The 25,401-nt window shown below is 58.0% G+C and carries 22 protein-coding genes; 4 read left to right on the forward strand and 18 right to left on the reverse strand.

From position 1 onward, the window contains the following. Nucleotides 1-38: 38 nt before the first annotated feature. The 4 genes from hutU to hutI are packed head-to-tail and all read right to left on the reverse strand — an operon-like array spanning nucleotide 39 to nucleotide 5,228. Nucleotides 39-1,706, reverse strand: a complete 1,668-nt coding sequence (gene hutU / locus ACO079_RS03505; RefSeq protein ID WP_421791819.1) for a urocanate hydratase — start codon at nucleotides 1,704-1,706, stop codon at nucleotides 39-41. After that, a complete protein-coding gene (hutG, locus tag ACO079_RS03510; protein ID WP_421791821.1) occupies nucleotides 1,706-2,512 on the reverse strand; it encodes an N-formylglutamate deformylase in 807 nt (268 codons plus the stop codon). The genes hutU and hutG overlap by 1 nt, the downstream gene beginning before the upstream one ends. Continuing rightward, nucleotides 2,512-4,029, reverse strand: coding sequence for a histidine ammonia-lyase (gene hutH, locus ACO079_RS03515; protein ID WP_421791822.1), 1,518 nt, complete (start codon nucleotides 4,027-4,029; stop codon nucleotides 2,512-2,514). The genes hutG and hutH overlap by 1 nt, the downstream gene beginning before the upstream one ends. Then, entirely contained in the window at nucleotides 4,026-5,228 is a 1,203-nt protein-coding gene (gene hutI, locus ACO079_RS03520) for an imidazolonepropionase (RefSeq protein WP_421791824.1), read from the reverse strand. Before hutI ends, hutH begins: the two co-directional genes overlap by 4 nt. Nucleotides 5,229-5,292: 64 nt before the next feature. Between hutI and ACO079_RS03525 the strand changes: the two genes are divergently transcribed. Further along, nucleotides 5,293-6,648 (forward strand): formimidoylglutamate deiminase, encoded by a 1,356-nt coding sequence (locus tag ACO079_RS03525; protein WP_421791826.1) that lies wholly within the window; start codon nucleotides 5,293-5,295, stop codon nucleotides 6,646-6,648. On the opposite strand, the gene hisIE is transcribed toward ACO079_RS03525, so the two are convergent. The 11 genes from hisIE to ACO079_RS03580 form a co-directional block, all read right to left on the reverse strand. After that, nucleotides 6,645-7,250, reverse strand: a complete 606-nt coding sequence (gene hisIE, locus ACO079_RS03530; RefSeq protein WP_421791828.1) for a bifunctional phosphoribosyl-AMP cyclohydrolase/phosphoribosyl-ATP diphosphatase HisIE — start codon at nucleotides 7,248-7,250, stop codon at nucleotides 6,645-6,647. The two genes, ACO079_RS03525 and hisIE, sit on opposite strands and share 4 nt — an antisense overlap. Then, entirely contained in the window at nucleotides 7,247-8,014 is a 768-nt protein-coding gene (hisF, locus tag ACO079_RS03535) for an imidazole glycerol phosphate synthase subunit HisF (protein WP_421791829.1), read from the reverse strand. Before hisF ends, hisIE begins: the two co-directional genes overlap by 4 nt. Next, entirely contained in the window at nucleotides 7,996-8,730 is a 735-nt protein-coding gene (locus ACO079_RS03540) for a HisA/HisF-related TIM barrel protein (RefSeq protein ID WP_421791831.1), read from the reverse strand. Before ACO079_RS03540 ends, hisF begins: the two co-directional genes overlap by 19 nt. Continuing rightward, nucleotides 8,727-9,323: an imidazole glycerol phosphate synthase subunit HisH gene (hisH, locus tag ACO079_RS03545; protein ID WP_421791833.1), complete on the reverse strand. Its 597-nt coding sequence runs from the start codon at nucleotides 9,321-9,323 to the stop codon at nucleotides 8,727-8,729. Before hisH ends, ACO079_RS03540 begins: the two co-directional genes overlap by 4 nt. After that, entirely contained in the window at nucleotides 9,320-10,453 is a 1,134-nt protein-coding gene (hisB, locus tag ACO079_RS03550) for an imidazoleglycerol-phosphate dehydratase HisB (RefSeq protein WP_421791835.1), read from the reverse strand. The genes hisH and hisB overlap by 4 nt, the downstream gene beginning before the upstream one ends. Beyond that, nucleotides 10,450-11,742, reverse strand: a complete 1,293-nt coding sequence (gene hisD, locus ACO079_RS03555) for a histidinol dehydrogenase (protein ID WP_421791836.1) — start codon at nucleotides 11,740-11,742, stop codon at nucleotides 10,450-10,452. Before hisD ends, hisB begins: the two co-directional genes overlap by 4 nt. Before the next feature lie 7 nt (nucleotides 11,743-11,749). Continuing rightward, on the reverse strand, nucleotides 11,750-12,637 hold the full coding sequence (gene hisG, locus ACO079_RS03560) for an ATP phosphoribosyltransferase (RefSeq protein WP_421791838.1): 888 nt from the start codon (nucleotides 12,635-12,637) through the stop codon (nucleotides 11,750-11,752). Then, complete coding sequence (locus ACO079_RS03565) at nucleotides 12,630-12,944, reverse strand: YerC/YecD family TrpR-related protein (RefSeq protein WP_421791840.1); 315 nt, start codon at nucleotides 12,942-12,944, stop codon at nucleotides 12,630-12,632. The genes hisG and ACO079_RS03565 overlap by 8 nt, the downstream gene beginning before the upstream one ends. Nucleotides 12,945-13,064: 120 nt before the next feature. Continuing rightward, nucleotides 13,065-13,478, reverse strand: a complete 414-nt coding sequence (locus ACO079_RS03570) for a hypothetical protein (RefSeq protein WP_421791842.1) — start codon at nucleotides 13,476-13,478, stop codon at nucleotides 13,065-13,067. After that, nucleotides 13,475-13,813, reverse strand: coding sequence for a hypothetical protein (locus ACO079_RS03575; protein WP_421791844.1), 339 nt, complete (start codon nucleotides 13,811-13,813; stop codon nucleotides 13,475-13,477). Before ACO079_RS03575 ends, ACO079_RS03570 begins: the two co-directional genes overlap by 4 nt. Before the next feature lie 27 nt (nucleotides 13,814-13,840). Then, nucleotides 13,841-14,191 (reverse strand): rhodanese-like domain-containing protein, encoded by a 351-nt coding sequence (locus ACO079_RS03580; RefSeq protein WP_421791846.1) that lies wholly within the window; start codon nucleotides 14,189-14,191, stop codon nucleotides 13,841-13,843. A gap of 83 nt (nucleotides 14,192-14,274) precedes the next feature. On the opposite strand from ACO079_RS03580, the gene ACO079_RS03585 reads away from it, so the two are divergent. Both ACO079_RS03585 and ACO079_RS03590 read left to right on the forward strand, forming a co-directional pair. Beyond that, entirely contained in the window at nucleotides 14,275-15,135 is an 861-nt protein-coding gene (locus ACO079_RS03585) for an MBL fold metallo-hydrolase (protein WP_421791848.1), read from the forward strand. A gap of 119 nt (nucleotides 15,136-15,254) precedes the next feature. Then, nucleotides 15,255-15,809: a hypothetical protein gene (locus tag ACO079_RS03590; RefSeq protein WP_421791850.1), complete on the forward strand. Its 555-nt coding sequence runs from the start codon at nucleotides 15,255-15,257 to the stop codon at nucleotides 15,807-15,809. Here ACO079_RS03590 and ACO079_RS03595 read toward each other — a convergent pair. Next, nucleotides 15,806-20,209 carry a hypothetical protein gene (locus ACO079_RS03595; RefSeq protein WP_421791851.1) on the reverse strand — a complete coding sequence of 1,468 codons (4,404 nt, stop codon included), beginning with the start codon at nucleotides 20,207-20,209 and terminating at the stop codon, nucleotides 15,806-15,808. The genes ACO079_RS03590 and ACO079_RS03595 overlap by 4 nt on opposite strands. Before the next feature lie 133 nt (nucleotides 20,210-20,342). Between ACO079_RS03595 and ACO079_RS03600 the strand changes: the two genes are divergently transcribed. Next, nucleotides 20,343-22,118 carry a M28 family metallopeptidase gene (locus tag ACO079_RS03600; RefSeq protein ID WP_421791852.1) on the forward strand — a complete coding sequence of 592 codons (1,776 nt, stop codon included), beginning with the start codon at nucleotides 20,343-20,345 and terminating at the stop codon, nucleotides 22,116-22,118. On the opposite strand, the gene ACO079_RS03605 is transcribed toward ACO079_RS03600, so the two are convergent. Next, the gene (locus ACO079_RS03605; protein ID WP_421791853.1) at nucleotides 22,119-23,309 is read right to left on the reverse strand and encodes a hypothetical protein; all 1,191 of its coding nucleotides are present in this window, start codon (nucleotides 23,307-23,309) and stop codon (nucleotides 22,119-22,121) included. Nucleotides 23,310-23,539: 230 nt separating this feature from the next. Further along, entirely contained in the window at nucleotides 23,540-25,369 is a 1,830-nt protein-coding gene (gene typA / locus ACO079_RS03610) for a translational GTPase TypA (protein WP_421791855.1), read from the reverse strand. Between the last annotated feature and the right edge of the window lie 32 nt (nucleotides 25,370-25,401).

The following is a 25,401-nucleotide window of genomic DNA, read 5'->3' on the forward strand; positions in this document are numbered from 1 at the left end:
CGCGGTGAACACCGGCGGGGGTGTTGGTGCAGAACCCCTTACAGACTCGGCAAATCCAACCCCTGCTCGCGGGCACAGTCTTTTGCGATGTCATAGCCCGCATCGGCATGACGCATCACGCCGGTGCCGGGATCATTCCAGAGCACGCGCTCGATGCGTTTGGCGGCTTCCGGCGTACCATCACAACAGATGACCTGACCGGAATGCAGGGAATAGCCCATGCCCACGCCGCCACCATGATGCAGCGACACCCAGGTCGCCCCGGACGCCGTGTTCAAAAGCGCATTGAGGAGCGGCCAGTCGGCGACCGCATCCGATCCATCGCTCATCGCTTCGGTTTCACGGTTGGGCGACGCCACAGAGCCGGAATCCAGATGATCCCGGCCAATCACGACCGGCGCGGACAATTCGCCCGACGCCACCATCTCATTGAACGCCAGGCCCAGACGATGCCGCTGACCCAGCCCGACCCAGCAAATGCGCGCAGGCAGGCCCTGAAAGGCGATGCGCTCCTTCGCCATGTCCAGCCAGTTGTGAAGATGTTTATCATCGGGGATCAGCTCCTTCACCTTGGCATCGGTTTTATAGATGTCTTCCGGATCACCCGACAGCGCCGCCCAGCGAAACGGCCCGATCCCCCGGCAAAACAACGGGCGGATATACGCGGGCACAAATCCGGGAAAATCGAACGCATTCTCAACACCAACATCCTGCGCCATCTGGCGGATATTATTGCCATAATCGAGGACCGGAATGCCCTGCTCCCAAAACGCCAGCATGGCGCGCACCTGATCGGCCATCGACTTTTTCGCGGCTGCCGACACCGCCTCCGGATCGCTTTCGCGCTTTTCAAACCATTCTTCCAACGACCAACCGGCGGGCAGATAACCATTTACCGGATCATGCGCCGAGGTCTGATCCGTCACCGCATCCGGCTTGATGCCGCGCTTTACCATTTCCGGAAAGATCTCTGCCGCATTACCCAGCAGACCCACAGAGACCGCCCGCCCTTCGGAATGTGCGGTCTCGATGATGGCCAGCGCCTCATCCAGCGTATCGGCGCGTTCATCGAGATAGCGCGTGCGAAGGCGCATATCGATGCGCGAGGGCTGGCACTCCACCGCCAGCATGGACGCCCCGGCCATGGTCGCCGCCAGGGGCTGGGCCCCGCCCATACCGCCCAAACCACCTGTCAGGATCCACTTGCCGGTCAGATCGCCGCCAAAATGCTGGCGACCCAGCTCGGCAAACGTTTCATACGTGCCCTGAACGATGCCCTGAGAGCCGATATAAATCCACGAACCGGCTGTCATCTGGCCGTACATCATAAGGCCCTTGCGATCGAGCTCGCGGAAATGCTCCCAATTGGCCCAGGCCGGGACCAGATTGGAGTTCGCGATCAACACGCGCGGCGCATCGGCATGTGTCTGGAACACGCCCACCGGCTTGCCGGACTGCACCAGAAGAGTTTCATCCGCCTCCATGCGCTTCAACGTCGAGACAATCCGGTCGAACGCTTCCCAATCGCGCGCCGCCCGGCCAATGCCGCCATAGACGACCAGTTCTTCCGGCTTTTCCGCCACATCGGGGTCGAGATTATTCATCAGCATACGCAAAGGCGCTTCGGTCAGCCAGGATTTGGCGTCCAGCTCAGGACCGGTCTTCGCGCGGATGGTGCGGGCATTATCAAGTCGGTTGGACGCCATCAGACGGGCTCCCTGTGCAAGTTATCCGCAGCGTCAAGCGCTGCGGTTAGAATACCGGAAAGAACGGGTTGAAGCCGGGCCGCCCTCGCTTTGTCGTATTGGCCCGTGGCTTCATCCATGTAGGCGCGTTGGGCCAGCTCCATCTGGAGGGCATGAACGCCGTGATCGGGTTGGCCGTAATGGCGAGTGATCCATCCGCCCTTGAAGCGGCCGTTTGAGACCGCTTTGTAGGCATTCTGGCCCGTCATGGCTTTTGAGGCCGCCTGTTCGATCTCCGGCGCACAGGACTGGCCGGAATTCGTGCCCAGATTCAGCACGGGTAATTCGCCTTCAAACAGGCGGGGCACATTCGAGGCAATCGAGTGCGCATCATAGAGGACGCAGTAGCCATGCAGTGCCTTGATGCGTGCGATCTGGGCACTCAGTTCCGCGTGGTAGGGATCGAAATAGCTCTCGCGGCGCGTTTTGATGTCTTCGGAATCTGGCGGGTTCTTTTTATAGACCGGAGGCCCGTCGAACAATTCGGTCGGCACCAGCCCCGTCGTCGCCTGCCCCGGATAGAGCGACTGCCCGCCCGGATCGCGATTGAGGTCAATCACATAACGGGAAAGTGTCGCTTTCAGGGTCGTCGCGCCGTGGCCAGCTGCAAAACTGTAGAGCTGATCGACATGCCAGTCCGTATCCGGCAGCTGACGCGCCACCGGCGTCATGCGCGCGGCTATGTCATCCGGCAGCATCGTGCCAGAATGCGGGAAATTGATCAGCAGCGGGCTAGTGCCCTCAGAAAGCACGAACAGATCTGGCATCAGGCAAAGCCCGGCAGGTCGGCAATACCAGATAGCGCACCATCACGCACGAGATCCGTCGCGGTTTTGATGTCCGGTGCGAAATACCGGTCATCTTCCAGCATGGGAACGTCCGCGCGGAGCAATGTTTTGGCGGCTTCAATGCTCTCCGAAGATTTCAGCGGCGCGTGGAAATCGAGCGCTTGGGCTGCTGTCATCCATTCCAGCGCGATTATGCCATGGAGATTGCCCGTCATCGCCATCAAGCGCCGGGCACCATGCGCGGCCATCGAAACATGGTCTTCCTGATTTGCCGAGGTCGGAATGGAATCCACGCTGGCTGGCATGGCGCGCTGCTTGTTCTCGGATACCAGAGCTGCCGCAGTGACCTGCGGGATCATGAAACCGGAATTCAGCCCCGGTGCAGGCGACAGGAAAGCTGGCAAGCCGGACAGAACCGGGTCAACCAGCATGGCCTGACGACGCTCAGATAAGGAACCGATCTCGCAAACCGCCATCGCAATCATATCGGCGGCAAACGCCACTGGTTCGGCATGGAAATTCCCGCCGGAAATTGCGTCCGGCCCGTCCGGGAAAATCAACGGATTGTCTGTGACCGCATTGGCTTCGGTCGCCAGCGTTGCTGCGGCTTGCCGCAATACACCCAGCGCCGCGCCCATCACCTGGGGCTGACAGCGCAGGCAATACGGGTCCTGCACCTTGGCGCAATCAATATGAGAGGCCGGTATTTCACTTTCGGTCAACAGGTCGAGATAGGCCGCTGCCGCATCCATCTGCCCTTGATGTCCGCGGCACTCATGAATGCGTGGATCAAAGGGCGCGAGCGAGCCCTTGGCGGCATCGACACTCATCGCACCGGTCACCAGAGCCGACTGGAAAGCGCGCTCCGCTTCAAACAACCCCGCCAGCGCATAAGCGGTCGAGAACTGAGTGCCATTCAACAGCGCGAGCCCTTCTTTGGGGCCTAGTTCCAGCGGTTTCAGACCAGCTTTCTTCAAGCCCTTCTCGGCGGGCATTTGCTCGCCTTCAAACCAGACCTCGCCGACGCCAATCAGAACCGCCGCCAGCTGTGCCAGTGGCGCAAGATCGCCAGATGCCCCAACCGAGCCCTGGCACGGGATCAACGGAATGCAATCGCGCTGGATCAACGCTTCCAGCGTTTCGATGACTTGCCAGCGTACGCCTGAAACCCCTCGGCCAAGCGAGGCGATTTTCAGGGCGATCATCAGCCGCGCGATCGCAGGCGGCATGGGCTCTCCCACCCCGGCGGCATGCGAGAGAACCAGACGTTTTTGAAGCTCGGCGAGTTCGGCATCGGCGATGCGGCTCTGCGCCAGTTTTCCAAACCCCGTATTCACGCCGTAAACCGCTCGTCCTGAAGCGACCAACTCCGCAACCGCCTGAGCGGCGCGCTCCACGCCGCCCTTACAGCCACGATCGACCTCAACGGATGTACCGCGATAGATGCTGCACCAATCCGTCAGCGCCATCGCGCCGGGTTTCAGACTGACACTCATGCCCACTCCCCCGAAAGCACGCGGCCATGCAGCGGCCGGGCCCCGACCCATTGGATGAGTTGCGGCAGATGGTCGACATCCCAAACAGCCAGGTCACAGCGTTTGCCGACCTCCAGCGTTCCGATTTCATTTTGAAAACCCAGCGCCCGTGCCCCTTCCCGCGTTATCCCAGCCAAGGCTTCTTCCACCGTCAGTCCAAACAGGGTGCAGGCCATATTCGCTGAGGTTAGCAGCGACAGGATAGGCGACGTGCCGGGATTAGCATCCGTGGCCACTGCCATCGGGACCCCGGCTTTGCGCATGGCCTCAACCGGTGGCTTCCGCGTTTCATTGAGCATGTAAAAGGCACCCGGTAAAAGAACGGCCACGGTTCCGGACCGCGACATATCCACGATGCCAGCTTTCGTAGTATATTCCAGGTGGTCGGCGCTGAGCGCGCCATAGTCTGCCGCCAGCGAGGCGCCACCGAGATCACTTAGCTGATCGGCATGAAGCTTGATCGCCAGCCCCGCCTCTTTTGCGGCATCAAAGACGCGCCGGGTTTGTTCAGGAGAAAACGCTATCCCTTCGCAATAGGCATCTACCGCATCTGCCAGCCCTTCGCGAGCGGCCTCCCGCACCAACGGAATGCAAACATCGTCAATATAGGCATCGGCTTTTCCAGCATATTCCGGTGGAATAGCATGGGCCGCCAAAAGCGTGGACTGAACCCGCAAACCGGTCACCAAACCCAGACTGCGGATTGCCTTTAGCATATTAAGTTCAGACTCGAAGTTTAATCCATAACCCGTTTTAATTTCAATAGTTCCTAGACCTTCTTGAATCAACGGATCAAGGCGAGAAAGCGCACTTGCTGCCAGATCTGCCGCCCCGGCTGCCCTCACGGCTTTAACCGTCGAAACAATACCTCCGCCTTCGCGGGCGATCGTTTCATAACTTACACCGGCCAGCCGTTTTTCGAACTCGTTGGAGCGGTCCCCGGCAAAGACGATGTGCGTATGACAATCGACCAGAGCCGGTGTCACCCAGCGTCCTTCAAGTGCCTCGACGTCGTCGCAATCCGGCGCATCGGACGCATCGCCAATCCAGACAATCCGCCCGTCGCGGATCGCAATGGCCCCATCATCGATGACGCCATAGGGCGTATTTCCGGCCATGGTGGCCAGCCTTGCCTTGGTAAAAACGCGATCGACCCGCATGGCGATCTCCCCAAGCCGCCGAGAATCCTTACACTGGATATTGTCTTGTCAGAGGATTGCCCTGATGCGCAAGCTTTACGCAGCATCTGCCCTGCTCCCTGAGGGCTGGATGAATGACGTCCAGATTTCGATCGACGCCAAAGGCCGGATCAAGTCTGTTCAGGCCGATACGCCACCGGCAAGCGATGCCGAGCGCTATGGTGTCTTGCTCCCGGCCTTGTGCAATCTGCACTCGCACGCATTTCAGCGCGCCTTGGCGGGGCTCACCCAGGTGCGTGGAACCGGCAATGATGATTTCTGGAGCTGGCGGGAAACGATGTATGCCTTCCTGCCAAAACTCGGCCCTGACGAAGTCAATGCCATCGCCGCCCTGCTCTATGCAGAACTGGCCGAAAGCGGTTTTGCGGCGGTCGCGGAGTTTCACTATCTCCATCATCAGCCCGATGGCCGGCCCTATAACGATGTCGCCGAAATGGCTGGCAGAATTGCAGCCGCGGCAAATGAAACCGGGCTTGGCCTTACCCTGCTGCCTGTCGCCTATGTCCGCAGTGGCTTTGGCGGTGCGCCAATAACAGAAGCGCAAACGCGCTTTTCCAATAGGGCAAACGTCCTGCTTAAGCTTCGTGATGCTTGCAAACGCCACCTTGATCGATCTGACGATGTGTTAGGCCTTGCGCCGCATTCACTGCGGGCCGTCACGCCGGAAGATCTGGAAACTTTGCTGAATGGCGCTCCTGAGGGACCTTTTCATATTCATATCGCCGAACAACAAAAGGAAGTCAGCGACTGCCTCAACTGGTCGGGGCAGCGCCCGGTCGAATGGCTTCTAGACCATGCCAATGTGAATGAAAAATGGTGCTTGGTTCACGCCACACATATGACCGAAGCGGAGACAAGAGCGCTCTCAGATACGAATGCCGTCGCCGGAATTTGCCCGACAACAGAAGCGGATCTGGGCGATGGCGCGTTTAACGGGGTGCAATGGCAGAGCTTGAGAGGTCGATGGGGTATTGGCACCGACAGTCATGTGCGCACCGATGCTGCCGAGGAACTGCGCCTCTATGAATGGGGACAGCGCCTTACGCACCAAAAAAGAACGCTGCTGACCGTGCCCGGCGGTTCGACCGGGCGCAGCCTGTATGAAAACGCGCTTTATGGTGGTGCTCAGGCTTTGGACAGGGATTCCGGCGCTATCGTTTCGGGAAATTTCGCCGATCTTATGGCTATTGATCGCAACCATCCCAGCCTCGCCGGCAAAGCCGGTGATGCCTTGCTGGACGGCTGGATCTTCGCTGGTGGCGGCTCTTGTATCTCTGACGTCTGGTCAGCGGGGCGGCATATTGTGAGGGACGGACGCCATGTTATCCGCGAGCGGGTGGTTCAGCGCTATAACGAGGTCATGACAAGATTGCTGACCTAGCGATGCCGCCCCGCAAGCGTTTCAACGACATCGCCTAAGGACAAACCGCGCGCGCGGAGCATGAGCTGGAGGTGAAACACCAAATCAGCTGCCTCATTCTTGAGGTCTTCGTTATCTTCACCCACCGCCGCCAGAGCGGTTTCTACCCCTTCCTCGCCAACCTTCTGGGCGATTTTGCTGATCGGCTTGGCGAGCAAGCCCGCTACATAGCTTTCATCGGGATCGGCTTCGCGGCGTTGATCGATAATGAGTTCCAGCTGCGCCAGGAAAGAAAGCGGTGGCGGGACATCTTCGGCAAAACAGGTGGGTTCACCCAGATGACAAACCGGCCCCTGCGGGTGCGCTTTCACCAGAATCGTGTCCCGGTCGCAATCAATCTGGATTGAGTCCAGTTGCAGATGATTGCCGCTGGTTTCACCTTTCGTCCAAAGCCGGTTTTTGCTGCGGCTATAGAAGGTTACGAGATTATCCCGAATCGTTCTTTCAACTGCTTCGGCATTCATATATCCGAGCATTAAAACCTGACCGGTACGGACGTGTTGAATGATCGCCGGGACGAGCCCCCCGCCCTTCTCAAAGTCAATCGCTCGCACATCAATCATGGCCGCACCTCGATCCCCTTGTCCGCCAGAAAAGTTTTCAATTCCGGAATGGCGATGACTTGCTTGTGGAACACGCTGGCGGCCAGCGCGCCATCAACTTTCGCCTCGTCGAAAACACGCGCGAAATCTTCCACACGACCCGCCCCACCGGACGCGATCAACGGGACGGTGCAAACGGCCCGTGCCGCCATAAGCTGTTCGACATCATATCCCTGCCGCACCCCGTCCTGATCCATGCAATTCAAGACGATTTCGCCCGCCCCGCGATCTATCACCTCGGCAATCCAGTCCAGAGTCTGGCGCGCTTCGGTTTTAGTCTTGTCGGGATCACCCGTATTCGAATGCACCCGCCATTCCCCATCAATCTCGCGGCTATCTAAGCCAACAACGATGCACTGGCGGCCAAACTCCGCTGCAAGGCGATTGATTAAAGACGGATCAGCCAGCGCCGGCGAATTAACCGACACCTTGTCAGCTCCCGCAAATAACCGCGCACGGGCATCATCGACACCGCGAATCCCGCCAGCTACGCAGAAAGGGATATCAAGCTCACGCGCTACACGCTTCACCCACTCCGGTTCAACAGAACGGGCTTCCGGACTGGCCGTGATGTCGTAGAAGACCAGCTCGTCCGCGCCCTCCCGGGCATAACGGGCCGCAAGCTCAACGATATCTCCCACGTCCTCGTGATTGCGGAAGCGCACCCCCTTCACCACGCGGCCATGGCGCACGTCGAGGCAAGGGATTATCCGCTTGGCAAGCACGCCATTGCCTCCGCTAACGTGAAACGCCCCTCATAAAGCGCCTTGCCGATAATCGCGCCAGACGCACCTACCTTTGCCAGAGCTGACAAGTCAGATAGTGCAGCAACACCGCCGGACGCCTGCCAGGCAATGTCGGGTCGCAAGGCCGTCAGATTGCTATAGAGATAAACATTGGGCCCCTCCAACGCGCCATCTTTCGCCACATCGGTGACGAGCGCATGCCGAAGACCGGAACCCGCATAATGTTCGAGTAACCCCGCAAGTGGTTCAGCTCCCGATTGCGTCCATCCGGATGTCGTCGGCCAGATCTCACCGTCTTCAATGCGCACGTCGAAGGCGGCGACAATCTTCTCTGGGCCATATCGGGAAATCCAGGAGGCGACCTGTTCCGGCGCGGTTACCGCCAGACTGCCAACTATGACCCGGCTGGCTCCGGCATTGATCAGCGCATCGATGTCGACCGCCTTGCGAATACCGCCGCCGACCTGCACTTTAAGTCCGCAATTTGCCAGATCGCTAATCGTCGCCGTTTGCCGGCGCGTACCGTCACGAGCACCGGAGAGATCGACGACATGCAGCCACTGGGCCCCAAGCGCCGCATAGCTCTCAGCCACCGCAACCGGATCGTCGCCATAATCAGTGACTGCACTAAAATCGCCCTTGGTGAGGCGCACCACGCGGCCGTCCAGAAGATCAATCGCTGGATAGAGAATCATGCCGTCAACTCCAGAAAGTTCTTGAGGATTTGCGCGCCCGGTACCGCGGAGCGTTCCGGATGGAATTGACAACCCATCACATTGCCGGACCGGATCGTTGCCGAAAAATTTCCGCCATAGTCGCAGCTGGCGAGCGTATGCTCCCCGACCGGGGCGGCATACCCGTGAACGAAATAGACGTAAGCACCCGGCTCAATACCGCTCAGCAATGGGTCCTCACGATCAATTGCCAGCTGGTTCCAGCCCATATGCGGCAACACACCGTCAGAGGGCGCCTGCATGACCTTCACTTCACCGGGGATTAGGCCAAGCGTTTCGACATCGCCCTCTGCCGAGCGCTCGAACAGAAGCTGCATACCCAGACAGATGCCCATCAATGGCCGCGTCTCGGTATGAAGAGCGTCTGCCCAGCCCGACGCATTCAAGCGCGCCATTGCTGGCCCCGCAGCGCCCACGCCGGGCAGGATCAGCCGCTCCGACTTATCCGCTTCACCGGGCATGGCAGCTAGAGTGTGGCCCACACCCATCCGGTCCAGAGCGGCCTGAACGGAGAAAATATTGGCACAGCCCGTATCAATCAGTGCGACAGTCACAGCACACCTTTTGTCGAGGGGATGGCATCGCCTTCGATCTTTACAGCCTGGCGCAGCGCCCGGCCGAAGGCCTTGAAGCATGCTTCGATCATGTGGTGAGCGTTCTCGCCGGAGACATCAACGTGGATGGCCGCTTTCAAACTATCCGCGATGGACCGGAAGACGTGCGGGGTCATCTCGACCGGGAACTCTCCCACGCGCTCACCGGGAATGTCGCCGGAGAATTTCGCGAACGGCCGGCCCGAAAGATCAATCCACACCCCGGCCCGAGTTTCGTCCATGGGCAACTCAAAGCCAAAGCGGCCAATGCCCCGCCGGTCGCCCAGAGCCTTGGCCAGAGCTTCACCAAAGGCGAGCGCGACATCTTCAATCGTGTGGTGGGCATCCACGCCGGTGTCGCCTTCACAAGCAATCTCCAGGGAAAATCCACCGTGCTTGGCGATCTGTTCCAGCATGTGATCGAAGTACTCGATACCCGTATCGATTGAGATGGGTGACTCGGCTTCGAGGGAGAGCGCGACGAAAATATCGGTTTCCTTGGTGGTGCGTCTCACTTGGGCCGAACGGGCCGGTACGGCCCCCAAACGGTCCAGCAATTCGCCAATATCAGTTGCCGAAACGACCGGCATTTCCGCGCGATAGCCTTCAAAAGACAGCTGAATACCAAGTCCGGAAAGACGCGCAGCGAAACCGGCGGAATCTTCCAGTTCTAACGTAAGTTTATTGTGGGACACCGCTGCCTTTGCCACCTCAGGCCAACCGCTAAACGCCTCAAGTAGTGCTTTTTGTTTTGTCTTTAGGGCTATATTTTCATTAGTTTTTTGTGATTTCGATATTGCGCTTATTTGCTGGAGACCCGTTTCGATCAAGCCATCACCCAAAGTAGATTCCCAGGCCCGGATTGGATCGTTTACCGAAGTAAATACGGCCGTGATCGGCGCTTCGACCGGACCGAACCGGTCCGATTTCAGATCTGTGCGGTCCAGCAAAGAAAGGACCTCCGAACTGGGCAGAAACACTACCTCGGCAGCGTTAATCTGATGACGGGCAGCATAGCGCGAGCGCAGCTTTTCCAACAGCGCCGTCCGGGCCAGCCCCGTCCTGTCGAGGGAGAGATCGTCGAATGTCATGCCCCACCTGCCCGGCGGCGGAACGCCATTGCCTCCTTATGGGCGGCCAGCCCTTCGAGTTGCGCCAGGCGCTCAACGGTCGGCGCGATGGCTTCCGCACCTTTGCGGGTCGCCTCAATGAGGGTCGTCGTACGCTGGAAGGACTCCACCGTGACACCCGAGCAGGCCCGGCCCGCCCCACCGGTGGGCAGGGTATGATTAGGGCCAGCGGCATAATCGCCCATGGATTCCGGCGTCCAGGGGCCAAGGAAGATCGCCCCGGCGGTGGTAATCCGTTCAGCCAGCTCGCCGGCCCGTTGGGTTTGGATGATCAAGTGTTCGGGCGCGCCATATTGGGCGATCTCGATCGCCTCCTGCCGGGAGCGCGCTTCGATGCACTCGGCATTCTGCATGGCTGCCGCGGCGATGTCCTTCCGCGGCAACGCAGCCAGCTGACGCTCGACATCGTCGGAGATGGCTTTGCCATCCGCATCCACGGAAACCAGCGAGACTTTTGCGAGTGGGTCATGCTCGGCCTGAGCCAGCAAATCCGCAGCAACAAAAGCCGGATCAGCCGTGGTATCGGCAATCACCATGACCTCGCTAGGACCTGCCGGCAGGTCAATCGCCGGTCCGCCCGGAAGGGTGGAGACATAGGATTTGGCCGCAGCGACCCAGGCATTGCCGGGACCGAAAATTTTGGCGACGCGCGGCAATCCGGCTTCGCCAAAAGCCAGGGCCGCAATGGCCTGTGCACCGCCGACGGTAAAGACCTGATCGAGGCCCATTACGCTCGCGGCGGCCAGCACGGTAGTATTCACCTTACCGTCCGGCCCTGGCGGAATGGTGACGGCAATACTCGGCACGCCGGCCATCTGCGCGGGCACGGCCAGCATGATCAGGGTCGAAACCAGCGGCGCGGAGCCTGCCGGTACATAAAGTCCGGCAGAGGCGATAGGATCGGTCCGGCGCGAACAGGTGATGCCCGGCCAGGTCTCCTGGGAATACTCGACGAGCCCTTGCGGCGCATGAAACTGGCGCACGGCGTTTATGGCGGCCTCAATGGCAGCGAGATCAGCCTCGCCCATGGCCTCACGAGCCGCCGCGATCTCGTCAGCCGGAACGCGGAAATCTTCGCCGGTGAAGCCATCCAGCCGCCGCGCATATTCAAATACCGCGGAGCTGCCATCGCGCCGCACGGATTCCACAATCTCTATCGCGGCATTGCGCACAGCGGCCGATTCCGCCGGCGCGCGGAACAGATCACGGCGCGCCGCCTCATCAAGGCTGGACCAGAAAACCCGTTTCATCGCGGCCTCACGCCATCATTTTTTCGATTGGGAGCACCAGAATGGCGCGCGCGCCTGCCCCGCGCAGCTTTTCCAGCGTCTCCCAGAAAACGCGTTCCCGGCACACGGCGTGAACAGCGACCACATCGTCCCGATCCGCGATCTGCGCCACGGTCGGCGCATCCGTGCCCGGCAAGAGAGCCTTGATCTCGGCCAATTTATCCCTGGGCGCATTCAGCAGGATATACTTGGTCTGTGCCGACGCGATTACGCCTTCCATCCGCTCGATCAGGGTTTCCGCCACCTCATCGATATCCGGTGACCGGGATACCTTCCGGCGGACCAGCACGGCCTGACTTTCCAGAACGGTTTCAAACGCAGCCAAGCCATTCGCTTCCAGCGTGGCACCGGAGGAGACCAGATCACAGATCGCATCGGCTATGCCCATGCGCGGCGCGACTTCGACCGAGCCACGCATTTCAACGATCTCGGCAGCAATGCCGCGATCCTCGAGATAGCGCTTGGTCAGTCCCGGATAGGACGTCGCCACGCTTTTCCCGGCGAGATCAGCGATTGTTTTTATCGATCCGTCCTTGGGCGCAGCCAGCTTCAACGTGCAGCCCGCAAAGCCGAGTGGCAGCGCGACTTCCAGATTGGCATAACGGTCAGACCGCGCTTGCATTTCATAGAGCACATTCTCGCCCACAATGCCGTAATCACAGGCACCACCCGCGACAAAGCTAGGGATGTCATCATCCCTTACCAGCATCAGATCCAGCGGAAGGTTTTCTGCGCGCCGGTGCAGTTGATCGCGGCCATAGGCAAAGCGCACCCCGGCCTGTTTCAGTAAGTCCATTCCGCCATCCGACAGCCGTCCTTTGGACTGCACCGCCAGCTTCAATCGATCATCAGGCATTTTGTTTTTTCTTTTGTCTGTCCAGCACAAGCCGATAGCCCTGCGCCGCTTCCTGGGAGAGGAAACGGGCCACCCGCGTCACCGTGGCGGTGGACGCGCCCGTCTGTTCGGAGATCTGCCGGTAGGTGTAATCGCCTTCATTGAGCAGGCGCGCGACGCGCCAGCGCTCGGACAAGGTCTGGATCTCGCCGGGTGTGCACAGATCGGTCAGAAACCGGTCCATCTCCTCGGCGTTTTTCAGCTCGAGTAGCGCATCAATCAGCGCGCCGCGCTCCTCCGGACCCTCATTTTTGCCGGGTTTTCTCATGGCACTCACCTCCGTGAGTGTCGATATAGCGTTTTAACATGCTAAAACAAGTGGGCAGAGTCAGTCGTACATTTCTTATACCCGTTTAGCGATCAAACCTCACGGTCTCTGTCTGGAAAATCACTGATCTATTGATCGCAAAGCTTCACGAATGGATGGGCGGTAGGACGCCATTCCAAAGCGGGAAATCACAGCTATCACGGCGACTCCGGCAAGACCAAGTAGAACGAGAAATGGTTCAAGCATGATTAGTCCCGCGATAAACGACCCAAGGAACGAAACAAGGAAAAGCGCGATCAAGACCGAAAAGACAACGAAAATCGGATCTATTAGTGACCATTCAACAACGACGCAGTCGCCATTCTGGGCTACTTCGCCCACAAAAACAGATCCCTCCAACTCGTTCTGAATTTCATTCAGCTGTTCCCGCGATAAAGATTGCCCGTGGCGAACAACCGTCCGTTCGACACCAAAAACGAAGCGGCAAAGCCAAATGATCCGTATCGCAATGTTTGAGAGCACTAGCTGATTCAATTTGGCTTTTCCCCCCACCCGAGAACAACTCGAAACGGGCGCGCCAAGAACTCCGGTATGCCAAACGCTAAACGAGATTCCGCTCTGAAAGACGCCGCGTATTCGTCCGAAAGCACGACCAAACGATCATACAGCCTCAGCGACGCTGCAGGTAACTCTTTACCATTCAGAATTGAGTCCAGTAAACACAACCCTTCTGTGTGTTCGTTTGCTAGGAACAGCTCTTTGACGCCAGCCAAATCGTGGGAATTACAACCAATTGAAAGCCCTAAAACTAAACGATCCAGCGTCTGATTCAATTCGTTGTGTATATCTTCCAACGGGCGATGCTGCATGAACATTGTGTCCCGACTTACGCCGCCCTAACCGCCCTTCACCTGCCCGGTCAGCGGATCGGTTTCGATGATGGCAAGGCCGGCCTCTTTCCACGCACCAAGACCGCCCTCCAAATGCGCATCGACATTTACGCCTTCATCCTGACAACGCATGGCAGCCATGGCCGAACGGCGTCCGGCGGCACAATGGAAAACCACCCGCTTTGGTCCACCCACCGGAATGGCCTTCGGGTCTAGCGTGGACAAGGGATACAGCAAAGCACCGGGAATACGCTCCAGCCCATATTCATTGGCTTCACGCACATCGATCAGCAAAATCTCGCCCGCATCCAGCGCGTCCTGAACGGCTTTCGGCGACATGTTTTCCAGCTCACTCATTCCCATACCCTCTGTGCTGTTTTGTCCACTTCCGAAGTGTGTAAAGCGTCGCCATATGTTTTGGCAATAAGGGAGAGGACCCGATGAATCCTGAAGTACTCAGCTTCTTCCATGACGACACCAATACGATCACCCATATCGTCATTGACCCCGCGACCAATCACGCTGCGATTATCGATTCCGTGCTGGATTATTGTTCCGCCTCAGGTCGGACGCACACGACCGCCGCCGATGAAATCATCCAGACGGTCAAGGATCGCGGCCTGACGATTGAGTGGGTCGCCGAAACCCACGTCCACGCCGATCACCTCTCAGCTGCGCCCTATTTACAGGAACAACTCGGCGGAAAGATCGCCATTGGTGCGCATGTCCAGGACGTGCAGAAGATTTTCACCAGGCTGTTCAATGCCAATGGCGTGGCCACCGACGGCTCGCAATTCAGCCATTTGTTCAAAGATGGTGAGACATTCAAAATCGGCGAGCTGGACGCCAAAGCCATCCACACGCCCGGCCATACACCGGCCTGCATGTCTTATCTGATCGGTGATGCGCTGTTTGTTGGCGATACGCTATTTGCGGCTGATTTCGGAACAGCACGCTGTGATTTCCCGGGCGGGGACGCACGCGCGCTTTACCAATCCATCCAGAAGCTTTTTGCGCTCCCGGACGAAACGCGCGTTTTCCTCTGTCATGATTATCTGCCGAAGGACCGCTCAGACTACATTTATCAAACCACAATTGGCGAAGAGAAAGCCAAAAACATTCATGTCGGTCACAACACCAACGAGGATGAGTTTGTAAAAATGCGCACCGAGCGCGATGCCGGCCTGGCCGTGCCCAAGCTCATCCTGCCTTCGGTGCAAGTGAATATGCGCGCAGGCCACCTGCCGGAACCAGAAGACAATGGCATCCGCTACATCAAGGTGCCGATCGATGCGGTTTAAGCTGATCTTTCAGTTTAAACACCGGCCATCATAATCGCGTATTTACCTCTATCGGGTTTCCATCGCATGCTAGACCTTATCAGCGGCCTTGCGGCGGCGTGCAATATGCGGGGATGACCATGTTGAAGAAATATCTGGCCGGGGCGGTGCTGGCCTCTACGCTTGGTTTGGCAGCTTGTACGACGACCGCGCCAGAACCCGTCACTTTGGCCTGCCGTGCGCCTGTGGGCGAAGAGTTCGAGATCTTCCGCGCCGTCATTGCCCGCGATCATCAAACGCTTGCGCGCCTCTCCACCCAAGGACAGGCTCGGCGCATGCTGGAACGTCGCGACCCCTACATCAACAATCATCTCTGGGGAAATCAGGGCTATACGGGCGGCACGATTGTTGGCGTCCTGACCCAGCCCCCGCCCTGCGTCATCGATATGCCGCGCCGCGTGGATGGTGAGGGAAATGTCATTACGACCCAGCGCACCATCGCCGTTTATCAACAGGACCGGTTCCGCTCGATGACCGGCGGCAGTGTGACTTTTGCGCCCGAACAGATTGTCCGTCTGCCGGGCAATCGCGGTCAGGATTACTTCCGCTGCGAGCTCGTCCAGACGTCCGCGGGTTGGCGCATGACCAATCTTTGCGGTCTGCCGGGCGTTCGCGGGCGCGCAATCGGCCGCTAGCTCGGGTCCGCAGCCTCCATCCAGAACACAGACTCCGTCAGGCCCGAAAGCACGAGCGCAGGGCGATACCGGTTTTGATCAAAATCAAACCGGGTGATGACAGAAACAATTCCGGATGACGCCTCACAGGCTGCAAATCCGGTTTCTTGGAGGACGGTCGAGCCGACCTCGGCGGCAAAACCACATCCCAGCGCCTCACCCGTCATGGAGCCATCCGCAAGGATGCTGGCCAGCCCAACTTCAGCGCCTGACTGATCCGTCAGAATATATCGCCCGGCCTCCGGACTTGCCGGAACAGGCTGGCCGGGCACGCCTCTGAAAACACGCCCGCTGGATACGTCCGTCAGGTGCAGCGACAGACCTTCACGAACCGAGCCAGCAAAGACCGGACCGCCTGCGGGATCCGCCAATTCGATGGACCGCACACCGTCGGCAAGCTCTCCCACCCGAAGCGCGAGGACGGATGCGCTCTCGCCCAGCATCAAAGCCCGCCCTTGTCGATCAATAATCAATTGGCGCTCTATCTGCTGGTCGCCTGTGACGGCCGTGAGCGCCCAAATACCCGCGATATCCGCACCGGATTCCGGTGCCGGCGCCGTCACAGCGGCGCTGGTGACGCTGCGCACCACGCCATTGGAATCCGTAAAGCGGAGATAGACTCGCGCATTTGCTGGATCAAAGGCAACGCCCTGATCGCCGGACGCCCGCACAAACACCGCAAACGTCCTGGCGCTGTCGCCAATCTGTGTGGTTACATCCGCAGACCTTGGTGCCAGGCAGCGGCCCTGCGTGTCAGTTTCACAAACCTCAATCGTCAACGGCAGATTGGCCAATCCGGTATCGGCCGTGACCGTGATTGTGGCTTCATTCGACAAACGCGCTTCAAGTCCATCGGGTGCTGGATCTCCCGCGCCAATATTGATCGCCGCCGCGCTCATAAAGCTGATCCCGCCGACGCTCGGAATTCGGATCACCCCATCGCCGGACGGGGTGGCCCCGATCGACAGAATGTCCGGAACGGGCGTATCGGACGCCGACAGGAACACGGAGTTCACGCCGCGGATAGGCGTCACAGAACCATTGCTGCAACGGAATTGCGGGAAGAAATCCACACCTTCGATCTCACCGGTCGCTTCGAAGGCCACGACAAAGGTTTGCAGGCCACCTCTTGGAATATCGACCAGTTCATTGGCTGTGCCGATGGGTTGGTTTGCAGCATCCGTGCGCTGGAAGGAAATATCCATCGGGAACGGTGAGAATGTGTTTATCAAGCAATTCGTGGCGACGGTCCGGGCGCTGTTGGCGATGGTTGCAAAAATTGTCGCGGGTGCGCCGCCAACCTCCATCGAACGCGCCGCAGGAAGAACGGATGCAAAAACTCTGGCATCGCCTTCGTCAGAATACGCGAAGGTCATATCAATTGTTGTGTCTTCGGTCAGATCAAACCGGCAAATATAGCTCGAATAATCGGCATCAGCGCAGGGGCCAGTCATGTCTGTGACCTCGAGGACCCGGCCATCAACAGATTGTCTGCGGCTCCACTGGATCACCCCTTGCTCATCTGCGAAACGACGAATGAGACAATCGTCCTCGCATTCAAAACGCCCGGATGAGACCACCGGAAATTCCCGCGGCGGCGCAATAATGTTGAGCTGGATTTCAACCATCTCATCGTTAATGCCTTCAGTGGAAAAGTAGGCAATTTCCTGAGATGCGCTGCCGAGTTGGGCGTCGCGAATAAAGTAATTTACCGGGAAACGCGGATAACCAGCTCCGGCAGATTGCGGCACAGTAAATTCGAAACTGCCATCTGCATTCAACAGCAACTCGCCACCGGCATTGAGGGTCAGCCGCTCGCCAATAACAAAGTCCTGGCTTTCGCGAGACGGCCCCCGCACCACATAGGCACGATAGAGTGCCGCCTGTCCGGATTCGGAATAGTCAGCTCCGGCTCCATTATCACTGAATATGTTTCCGGTAATGGTCTGGCCGGGTTTGCCAACAATGAAATCGGGCCTGGCTTCAACAACGACTGGGCTTCCGGTGATCCGAACCGTGAATGTGGCGGTCGCGGAGTCTCCACCAGTTGAGCTCATCGTCGCGGTAAACTGTTCGGTGATGATTTCGTTGCGAGCGAGATCACGATGTTCCTGGTAAACGTCAAAATAGACCTCGCCAGATCCCAGCACCTGCATACGCCCGCCCTGCGAAAGCGGTATCCAGCGACCGACCAAGCGCGCGTCACCATTCACGGCGCTTACAAATAATTGATCCAGCAAATCTTCGTCAGAAACAGATGAGGTCACACTGCTGCGCAGGTTTGGCATGCCTACGACAACATTGAGCGTCGCATCATCAAACTGAATAGGGCTATCAACGCCGCGCATGGCGATGCGAATATCTGCGCTTGCCGTCTCGGGTTCAAAAGCCGCTCCGACCGGATTGCCGTCCAGCCCAAACCGGCAACTACCGCCAATTCGGCTCAACGTACCGTCAAAGACGTCATCCGTGCCATCCGCATTCAGATCGGGGCCGAACCCCCCAAAAAAACGAACGCAGCGGTTATTGTCTCTGATGAAGGGACCGTCAAAAAGCGTGTCGACACCGGTCGCGGACAGATTTTCATAAGACACAGCCGCCGGCAGGGGAGCGTCACGACCATAGATCAGCCCGCCGCCAATGCGGGAAAATGTGTCAAACCGCTGTTGGAAACGCAGTAAAAAGTCATCGAACGGGTCATCATTCAGGTCTGCAAACACGCGATCAGCGGCAAAAACCTCGAAATGATTGCCGGGTCCGTTCTCCCGCAAAGTAAAACCGGTGCCATTGCTAACAGACGACTCCAGACTCACTCCGGCTAAAAAATCGATTGTCGATGGGGAGTCCAACACAGTCACAAAGTTATTTCCCTCGCTCGAACGCGAGTTAAAAATGAATTCGTTTCGCCCGTTCCCGTTAAAGTCGCCGCCCGACAGAATGTCTTTAACAATGTGATCGTTCTCGGTGAAAAAGGTGAAGCCGTAGGCGCGCGGGAAAGGTCCCTCCAACAAGGTCAGGGAGGAGGGATAATTGCCCACGACGCCATAACCCAACAGTATCGTGGAGCCGCCATCGGCATTATCGATCGGCAAGATAAAGTCGTTCACGCCATCGCCATTGCGGTCTTCAAGCCAGGTTCCGAGACCACGCATGCGGCAATCATCATCGGCCAGCGCAATGCTGCTACCGTTATTGGTGATCAGATCAAAGAGATTGAGCTCACCGCTTATTGTCGGGGACCCGAGAACAATTCCGAGGAATGCGGGGTGAACATTGAATTCTGATCGGCAATAGGGAACCAGAAGGTCTGCAAGGCCGTCATTGTTGATATCGCCCTGACCGATCAAAGGGTCTCGGACGGTCAAGCCAATATCCTCAAAGCTCAACAGGGCCATGCGGGCCGTGCCATACGACGCATAAACTTGCAGTCCACCGGGCTCAGCGTCTGGACGCCCGAGGAGGATCTGCCCGTCTTGCCGGTTCAGTCGCTGCTGAAACTGACCCGTGTAGGCAAAGTTTCTGGAAAAGTAGATGTCGGCTGCACCATCACCCGTCATGTCGCCAACAATGCGCGCGTTTTGCGTTCCGTTTGACGGAAACTGGAAGGCAGTTCCATTGGCACCGGTCAGTTCATTCAGATCAACAATGCCATCGGCAAGAACCGAAACATCAAACAGAATGACAAGGTAGTGGAAGAAATTCCTGTCATTTGCCGGATCAGGCTCATTGGTGCTGATGCGAATAAATATGTCATTGTTTCCATCGGCATTGAAATCGAATTCGAATGCCATCTGCTCGATCGTCGCAACATACTGATTGTCGGAGACAAAATTTTGCGCCTCGTAGCCGGTTCGCGCTCCGGCCAGGGCCTGCCGCGTCGTTTGGCCTGATTGGATTATGTATTCCAGTTCTGCACGCGAAGCCTCGCCAGTCCCCATGGCCTCATAGGTGGGCTGAATCGAAACATTGCCATTTTCATCAAAGCTTAGCTCGCCCAAACCTCGAGGACTGAAATAATGCTCGCCGCTGAAGCTTTGCGTGTTGTTGGTGGAGGGCGGCCTGCCAAGCGCAAGCAGAAAAAAATGATCTCCATCGGCGTCGAAATCTGATCCGTTTCCATTGTCAGCGAACAGATTGAATATCGCTGGCTCGCCTTCCGTGAGTTCAATGTCATCATCCCGCGCTACGGGCGGATCAGCGAAAACCGTTGCGGACGAACCAACCCACACACAAACGCAAAACCAAAGGGACAAAAAACGCATCGCACGAATCTCGGACTGGAACCGGCAGATAATCGTCAGGATTGCATCGATCTTCAACCACAATTCGTCTGATGGTTCTGTCCGCCCACCTGATCTCATTGCAGCGAACTGCGGCGATGCTGCTCGCCGCCGCCCTCACCGTAGCCGTTATATTATAACGCATTGATCTGTTTCAGAGAATTGCATTTCCAACTCTGCTGAAGACAATGCCCTCAATTCAGGAGGGGAAATCATGCGTGCAATGCTTCTAACTGCTGCGGCAAGTCTGGTTTTGGTTGGTTGCAGCCAACCGACAGATACAGCCACTGCTGATCCGGACATGGAGGAGAGCATCTCTCAGGCGGCGGCTGATCAGCCTTTCGCCAGCGGTCCCGAAGGGACGCAAACAACACAGCTGGACCCGAACGCACGTCCGCCACACCAGGAGACTTCCGCAGCAATTACGGGCGAGGACCTTGCCTGGCGGATCCAGACGTTGGCGTCCGACGAGTTCGAGGGCAGAGCGCCCGCCACACCGGGCGGCATTCTTGCGTCCCAATGGCTGGCCGATGAAATGGAAAGCGCCGGCCTGATGCCGGCCGGTGAGGATAGCAGCTATTTCCAGGCCGTCCCACTGGTCGAAGCCACCATGAATGTCGGCGCATCCGGTTTTGATATCACCGTTAATGGCGAACCCATGGGCCTCGAATTACTGACGGATGTCGTCTACGGCACACGGCGACTCGACGAGACCGTTTCAATCGAGAATTCTGAGTTGGTGTTTGTAGGCTATGGCGTCGTCGCTCCAGAATATGGCTGGAACGATTACGCTGGTCTCGATGTGGAAGGCCGCACGGTTGTCATGTTGATCAACGACCCCGGCTTTGCGTCGGGCGACCCCGACCTCTTCAACGGCAATGCCATGACCTATTATGGCCGCTGGACCTACAAATATGAGGAAGCCGCGCGTCAGGGGGCGGACGCCGTCATCATCATTCATGAAACCGAAGCGGCCAGCTATGGCTGGAATGTGGTCTCCGGATCCTGGTCTGGCCCGCAATACGATCTCCAACGCCCGGAAGACTCCATGCCATTCGTGGGTGCCGAAACCTGGATTACCAACGAACGGGCCCGGGAATTGTTCGACGCAACTGGCCTGGATTTTGACGCCCTGGTTGAAGCTGCGCATCAGCCTGGATTCGAGCCGGTTGAAATACCGGGTGCAGTCGCAAACGGCACGATCGTCACCGATCACGAATTTCTGGCTTCGAGGAATGTTGCCGGCGTGGTCGAGGGAACAGAACGGCCCGATGAATACATTCTCTACATGGCCCATTGGGATCATATCGGCATTCGGGAAAGCTTCGGCTCGGACCGGGACGTGCTCTACAATGGCGCGATCGACAATGCGACGGGCACGAGTTCCATCCTGGAGATCGGGCAAGCCTTTGCGGCCAATCCGCCAGAACGGTCTGTGATGATCATTGCTGTGACCGCTGAAGAATCCGGCCTTTTGGGTTCTGAATATTATGCCACGTCACCCCTTGTGCCCTTCGAACAAACGGTCGGCGGTCTCAATATGGACGGCATGCTGCCCACGGGTCCGACCAGCGATATCGTGGTGATTGGCTATGGCGCATCGGAGCTCGAAGATCACCTTGCCGTCGTCGCCGCAACTCAGAACCGGACACTTTCGCCGGATCCCGACCCGGCAGCCGGATACTTCTACCGGTCAGATCATATCTCGCTCGCCAAACGAGGCGTTCCGATGATCTATGCCGACACCGGCTCGGTGAATATCGAACTGGGCGCGGGCCATGTCGAAGAATTGAACGCCGCTTACCGCGCGCGTGACTATCACCAACCGTCTGATGAATTCAGTTATGACTGGGACTTCGACGCTCTGGCACGTGATGCCACCCTGCTCTATTTGCTGGGCGAACGCGTCGCGAACTCCAATGACTGGCCAAACTGGTATGAAGGGAATGAGTTCCGGGCGCTCCGGGATGCCCAGCGGCCAGCGGACTGATCAGGGCTTGAGGAGGCATCGAAAAAATGGTGCCTCCTCCATCGAATCAAATGCCTGCCTCACAAACGCGGCATGATCTTGCAAATAGGGCGCACCCTTTCCGGCAACTGCCATCGCCGTGAGCGCCTCTGAAATATTGCCTGTGAGTGCCGCTTCGCCGAGCGCATCAATCAAATGGTCTGGCGGTGGTGCATCGGATTCTTCAGCGTCAATCAGCAAGGCCCCCAGAGCCAGTCCGATCGCCCTGACAGGCTCGGCAAAACCGGCTCGCCGAAGGCTCTCTTGCAGCTCGGTCCGATTGTCGCTGTGAAACATCGCGCAGATAACTTTGCGCAATTCCGGATGCGAATGTTCACTCAACAGCTCCCGCGTCTTATCACTGCGTTCAATGTCGTTTAGCGACTCAAGGATTAAACCGGCCTCCGGCAAGCGGGCAACAATCATGTCCGGGGGATCACCTGGAAGCGGCAGTCCATCAAATGCCGCCGCATCCAGTAGACGTAGCAAGCCAGCACCGCTTAGATTGCCAGCCAGCTCAGCCAGTCTCTGCCAGTACAATTCCTCGTCAACTTGAAGCGCCTGGGCCAGCAGATCGACTTGCGATGCGCTGTTTCCTCTCCGCCGGTGTGACGGAGCCCGCAAGCCCGGCCTCAAATACTCGAACGCTCCCCTGGCGCCCTCGCCTGCCACCCGCAAGCTGATCGCCATCCCGGGCTTTCCGGAATAGACGACGCTGTGAATCAACCCCCCTCCCTCTATCACCGGCTGAATGGCACCCGGCTCGAATATCTTCAAATCCGTCCGCGCAAGGGCACCAATGCTGAATTCTTCAATCCGGGCTGTTTCAACAAATTCGTAGATCGCGTTGAACGACTGGCCTTCAATGACCTGAAAAGCTCCGGTCCAGTCATGCTGATGTAGCCGGTCGGCCGCATCCGACCAGAGATGAGCCACCATCCGCACATGCTCGCCGCGAAAGAGCTCGATAAGGCCTGGCTTCTGCGACCCGCCCTGGTCGGCAATTTCGGTCCTCTTGGCCGCCTCGAATAATGTGTCCAACGAGACTTCCGAGGCCAGATCCCATTTTCCGAACAGATCACACGCGGTCTGTGTGAAAGCCGCTGCATCCTTTTCAGCCGCGGCGAAAGCCGCCTCAGCCTCGAGTCCACACTTTTCCAGGAGCGTATTCATGACCAACACTGTAAACGAAAAACGCCCCGCAGCCGGGTGGAGGCTGCGAGGCGCTTAAATCGGTAAGCCCTAGTCCCAGTAAAGGACGCGCTTGGCTTTCGGAGTGGATTTCCGCAGCTTCTTCATCTTCAGCATATCAGTCTCCTCTTTCTGAGTTGCGACGGCCTTTCTGGCCATTACAACCCTTGCTTGAGGCGATTCGGAGGCAGTCGTAAAGCTATTGCGGAGCATCAGGCCGCCGAAGCCCGGCTGGCCTTCTTTCGTTCGTGTTCTTTCAGCCAACGCTTTCGAATGCGGATGGTTTGCGGCGTCACCTCCACGAGCTCGTCATCATTGATAAATTCCAGTGCAAATTCGAGCGTGGTCTTGATCGGAGGTGTGAGAATAATCGCCTCGTCAGCCCCCGCAGCCCGGATATTGGTCAACTGCTTGCCCTTGGTCGGGTTCACTGCAAGGTCGTTATCGCGGGAATGAATGCCAATGATCATGCCCTCATAGACATCCGTCCCGTGCCCGATGAACAAACGGCCTCGCTCCTGTAGATTCCACAGGGCGAAGGCCAGCGCCTTGCCATCCACCATGGACACCAGTGACCCGTTATGGCGCTGTCCGATTTCACCGGGAACACGCGGCGCGTAATGGTCGAAGGTGTGAAACATCAAACCGGCCCCGGATGTCGCTGTCAGAAACTCTGACCGGAAGCCGATCAATCCCCGGGTCGGAATCTCATAATCGAGACGAACCCGGCCTTGGCCATCCTGAACCATATTCTTCAGCTGACCTTTGCGCTCGCCCAGCTTCTCCATAATCGTGCCCTGCGATTCTTCTGGCAGGTCGACCACCAGATTTTCCCAGGGCTCGCTCAGAACACCGTCAATCTCACGCGTCAGAACTTGTGGCCGGGAGATCGCCAACTCAAAGCCTTCCCGCCGCATGTTTTCGATCAGGACAGACAGGTGAAGCTCGCCCCGCCCGGACACCTTGAACTTATCGGCCTCATCGAGCTGTTCCACACGGAGTGCGACATTGTGGATGAGTTCGCGTTCCAACCGTTCAGCGATGTTCCGGCTGGTTACAAACTTGCCATCGCGCCCGGCAAAGGGGCTGTCATTGACCTGAAAGGTCATGGCGATGGTGGGTTCGTCCACGGACAATGGAGGCAGGGCTTCAACCGCCTCAGGCGCGCAGACCGTGTCCGAGATATGCAGCGGGTCCAACCCGGTGAAAGTAATAATATCGCCCGCGGTCGCTTTCGACATTTCGATGCGCTCGAGCCCGTGAAAGCCCAAAACCTGCTGAATCTTGCCGCGTCGCGTCTTACCGTCCGCACCGATCACGGTGACCTGTTGGTTCTTCGCCAACGAGCCGCAGCGAATCCGGCCGATCCCGATCACGCCGGTAAAGCTCGAATAGTCAAGCGCACTCACTTGCAGCTGAAGCGGTCCGTTCAGATCCACAGGGGGCGGCGGCGTATGGTCCACAATCATTTGAAACAGCGCGGTCATGTCGTCGCCCGGCGCATCAGCATCCAGACCGGCAAAGCCATTCAGGGCAGAGGCGAATACGACCGGAAAATCCAGCTGTTCGTCGGTCGCGCCCAGCCGATCGAAAAGATCAAAAGTCTGGTCGACCACCCAGTCGGGCCGGGCACCTGGACGGTCAATCTTGTTGACAACAACAATCGGATTCAATCCGCGCTCAAGCGCTTTCCGGGTCACGAAGGCTGTTTGTGGCATCGGGCCATCTACGGCATCGACAAGCAATAGAACCGAGTCCGCCATCGACAGGACGCGTTCTACTTCGCCACCAAAGTCGGCGTGACCAGGCGTGTCGATAATGTTGATCCGCCAATCCCGCCAGGTCACAGCCGTGTTCTTGGCGAGAATGGTGATGCCGCGCTCTTTCTCCAAATCGTTGGAGTCCATCATGCGCTCGGTGGCTTCAGCGCGCTCCCCCAGAGTTCCGGATTGTTGCAGGAGCTGATCGACAAGCGTTGTCTTGCCATGATCCACATGAGCGACAATGGCGATGTTACGAAGTTTTTCGGGCGATACAGACATTCTGGGACTCGAGGCGGCCGGGAAGTTGGCCG

The organism is Hyphobacterium sp. (assembly GCF_965228115.1).
Lineage (GTDB): Bacteria > Pseudomonadota > Alphaproteobacteria > Caulobacterales > Maricaulaceae > Hyphobacterium.

Coding starts and splice junctions, on each gene's coding strand:
- ACO079_RS03580 (WP_421791846.1), bottom strand. CDS start 14,191: ATGAGTGAGCTGGAAAACATGTCGCCGAAAGCCGTTCAGGACGCGCTG.
- ACO079_RS03600 (WP_421791852.1), top strand. CDS start 20,343: ATGCGTGCAATGCTTCTAACTGCTGCGGCAAGTCTGGTTTTGGTTGGT.
- hisIE (WP_421791828.1), bottom strand. CDS start 7,250: ATGATTGATGTGCGAGCGATTGACTTTGAGAAGGGCGGGGGGCTCGTC.
- typA (WP_421791855.1), bottom strand. CDS start 25,369: ATGTCTGTATCGCCCGAAAAACTTCGTAACATCGCCATTGTCGCTCAT.
- ACO079_RS03540 (WP_421791831.1), bottom strand. CDS start 8,730: ATGATTCTCTATCCAGCGATTGATCTTCTGGACGGCCGCGTGGTGCGC.
- hutG (WP_421791821.1), bottom strand. CDS start 2,512: ATGCCAGATCTGTTCGTGCTTTCTGAGGGCACTAGCCCGCTGCTGATC.
- ACO079_RS03525 (WP_421791826.1), top strand. CDS start 5,293: ATGCGCAAGCTTTACGCAGCATCTGCCCTGCTCCCTGAGGGCTGGATG.
- hisG (WP_421791838.1), bottom strand. CDS start 12,637: ATGCCTGATGATCGATTGAAGCTGGCGGTGCAGTCCAAAGGACGGCTG.
- ACO079_RS03575 (WP_421791844.1), bottom strand. CDS start 13,813: ATGCAGCATCGCCCGTTGGAAGATATACACAACGAATTGAATCAGACG.
- hutI (WP_421791824.1), bottom strand. CDS start 5,228: ATGCGGGTCGATCGCGTTTTTACCAAGGCAAGGCTGGCCACCATGGCC.
- hisD (WP_421791836.1), bottom strand. CDS start 11,742: ATGAAACGGGTTTTCTGGTCCAGCCTTGATGAGGCGGCGCGCCGTGAT.
- hutH (WP_421791822.1), bottom strand. CDS start 4,029: ATGAGTGTCAGTCTGAAACCCGGCGCGATGGCGCTGACGGATTGGTGC.
- hutU (WP_421791819.1), bottom strand. CDS start 1,706: ATGGCGTCCAACCGACTTGATAATGCCCGCACCATCCGCGCGAAGACC.
- ACO079_RS03585 (WP_421791848.1), top strand. CDS start 14,275: ATGAATCCTGAAGTACTCAGCTTCTTCCATGACGACACCAATACGATC.
- ACO079_RS03565 (WP_421791840.1), bottom strand. CDS start 12,944: ATGAGAAAACCCGGCAAAAATGAGGGTCCGGAGGAGCGCGGCGCGCTG.
- hisB (WP_421791835.1), bottom strand. CDS start 10,453: ATGACATTCGACGATCTCTCCCTCGACAGGACGGGGCTGGCCCGGACG.
- ACO079_RS03595 (WP_421791851.1), bottom strand. CDS start 20,209: ATGAGATCAGGTGGGCGGACAGAACCATCAGACGAATTGTGGTTGAAG.
- ACO079_RS03605 (WP_421791853.1), bottom strand. CDS start 23,309: ATGAATACGCTCCTGGAAAAGTGTGGACTCGAGGCTGAGGCGGCTTTC.
- ACO079_RS03590 (WP_421791850.1), top strand. CDS start 15,255: ATGTTGAAGAAATATCTGGCCGGGGCGGTGCTGGCCTCTACGCTTGGT.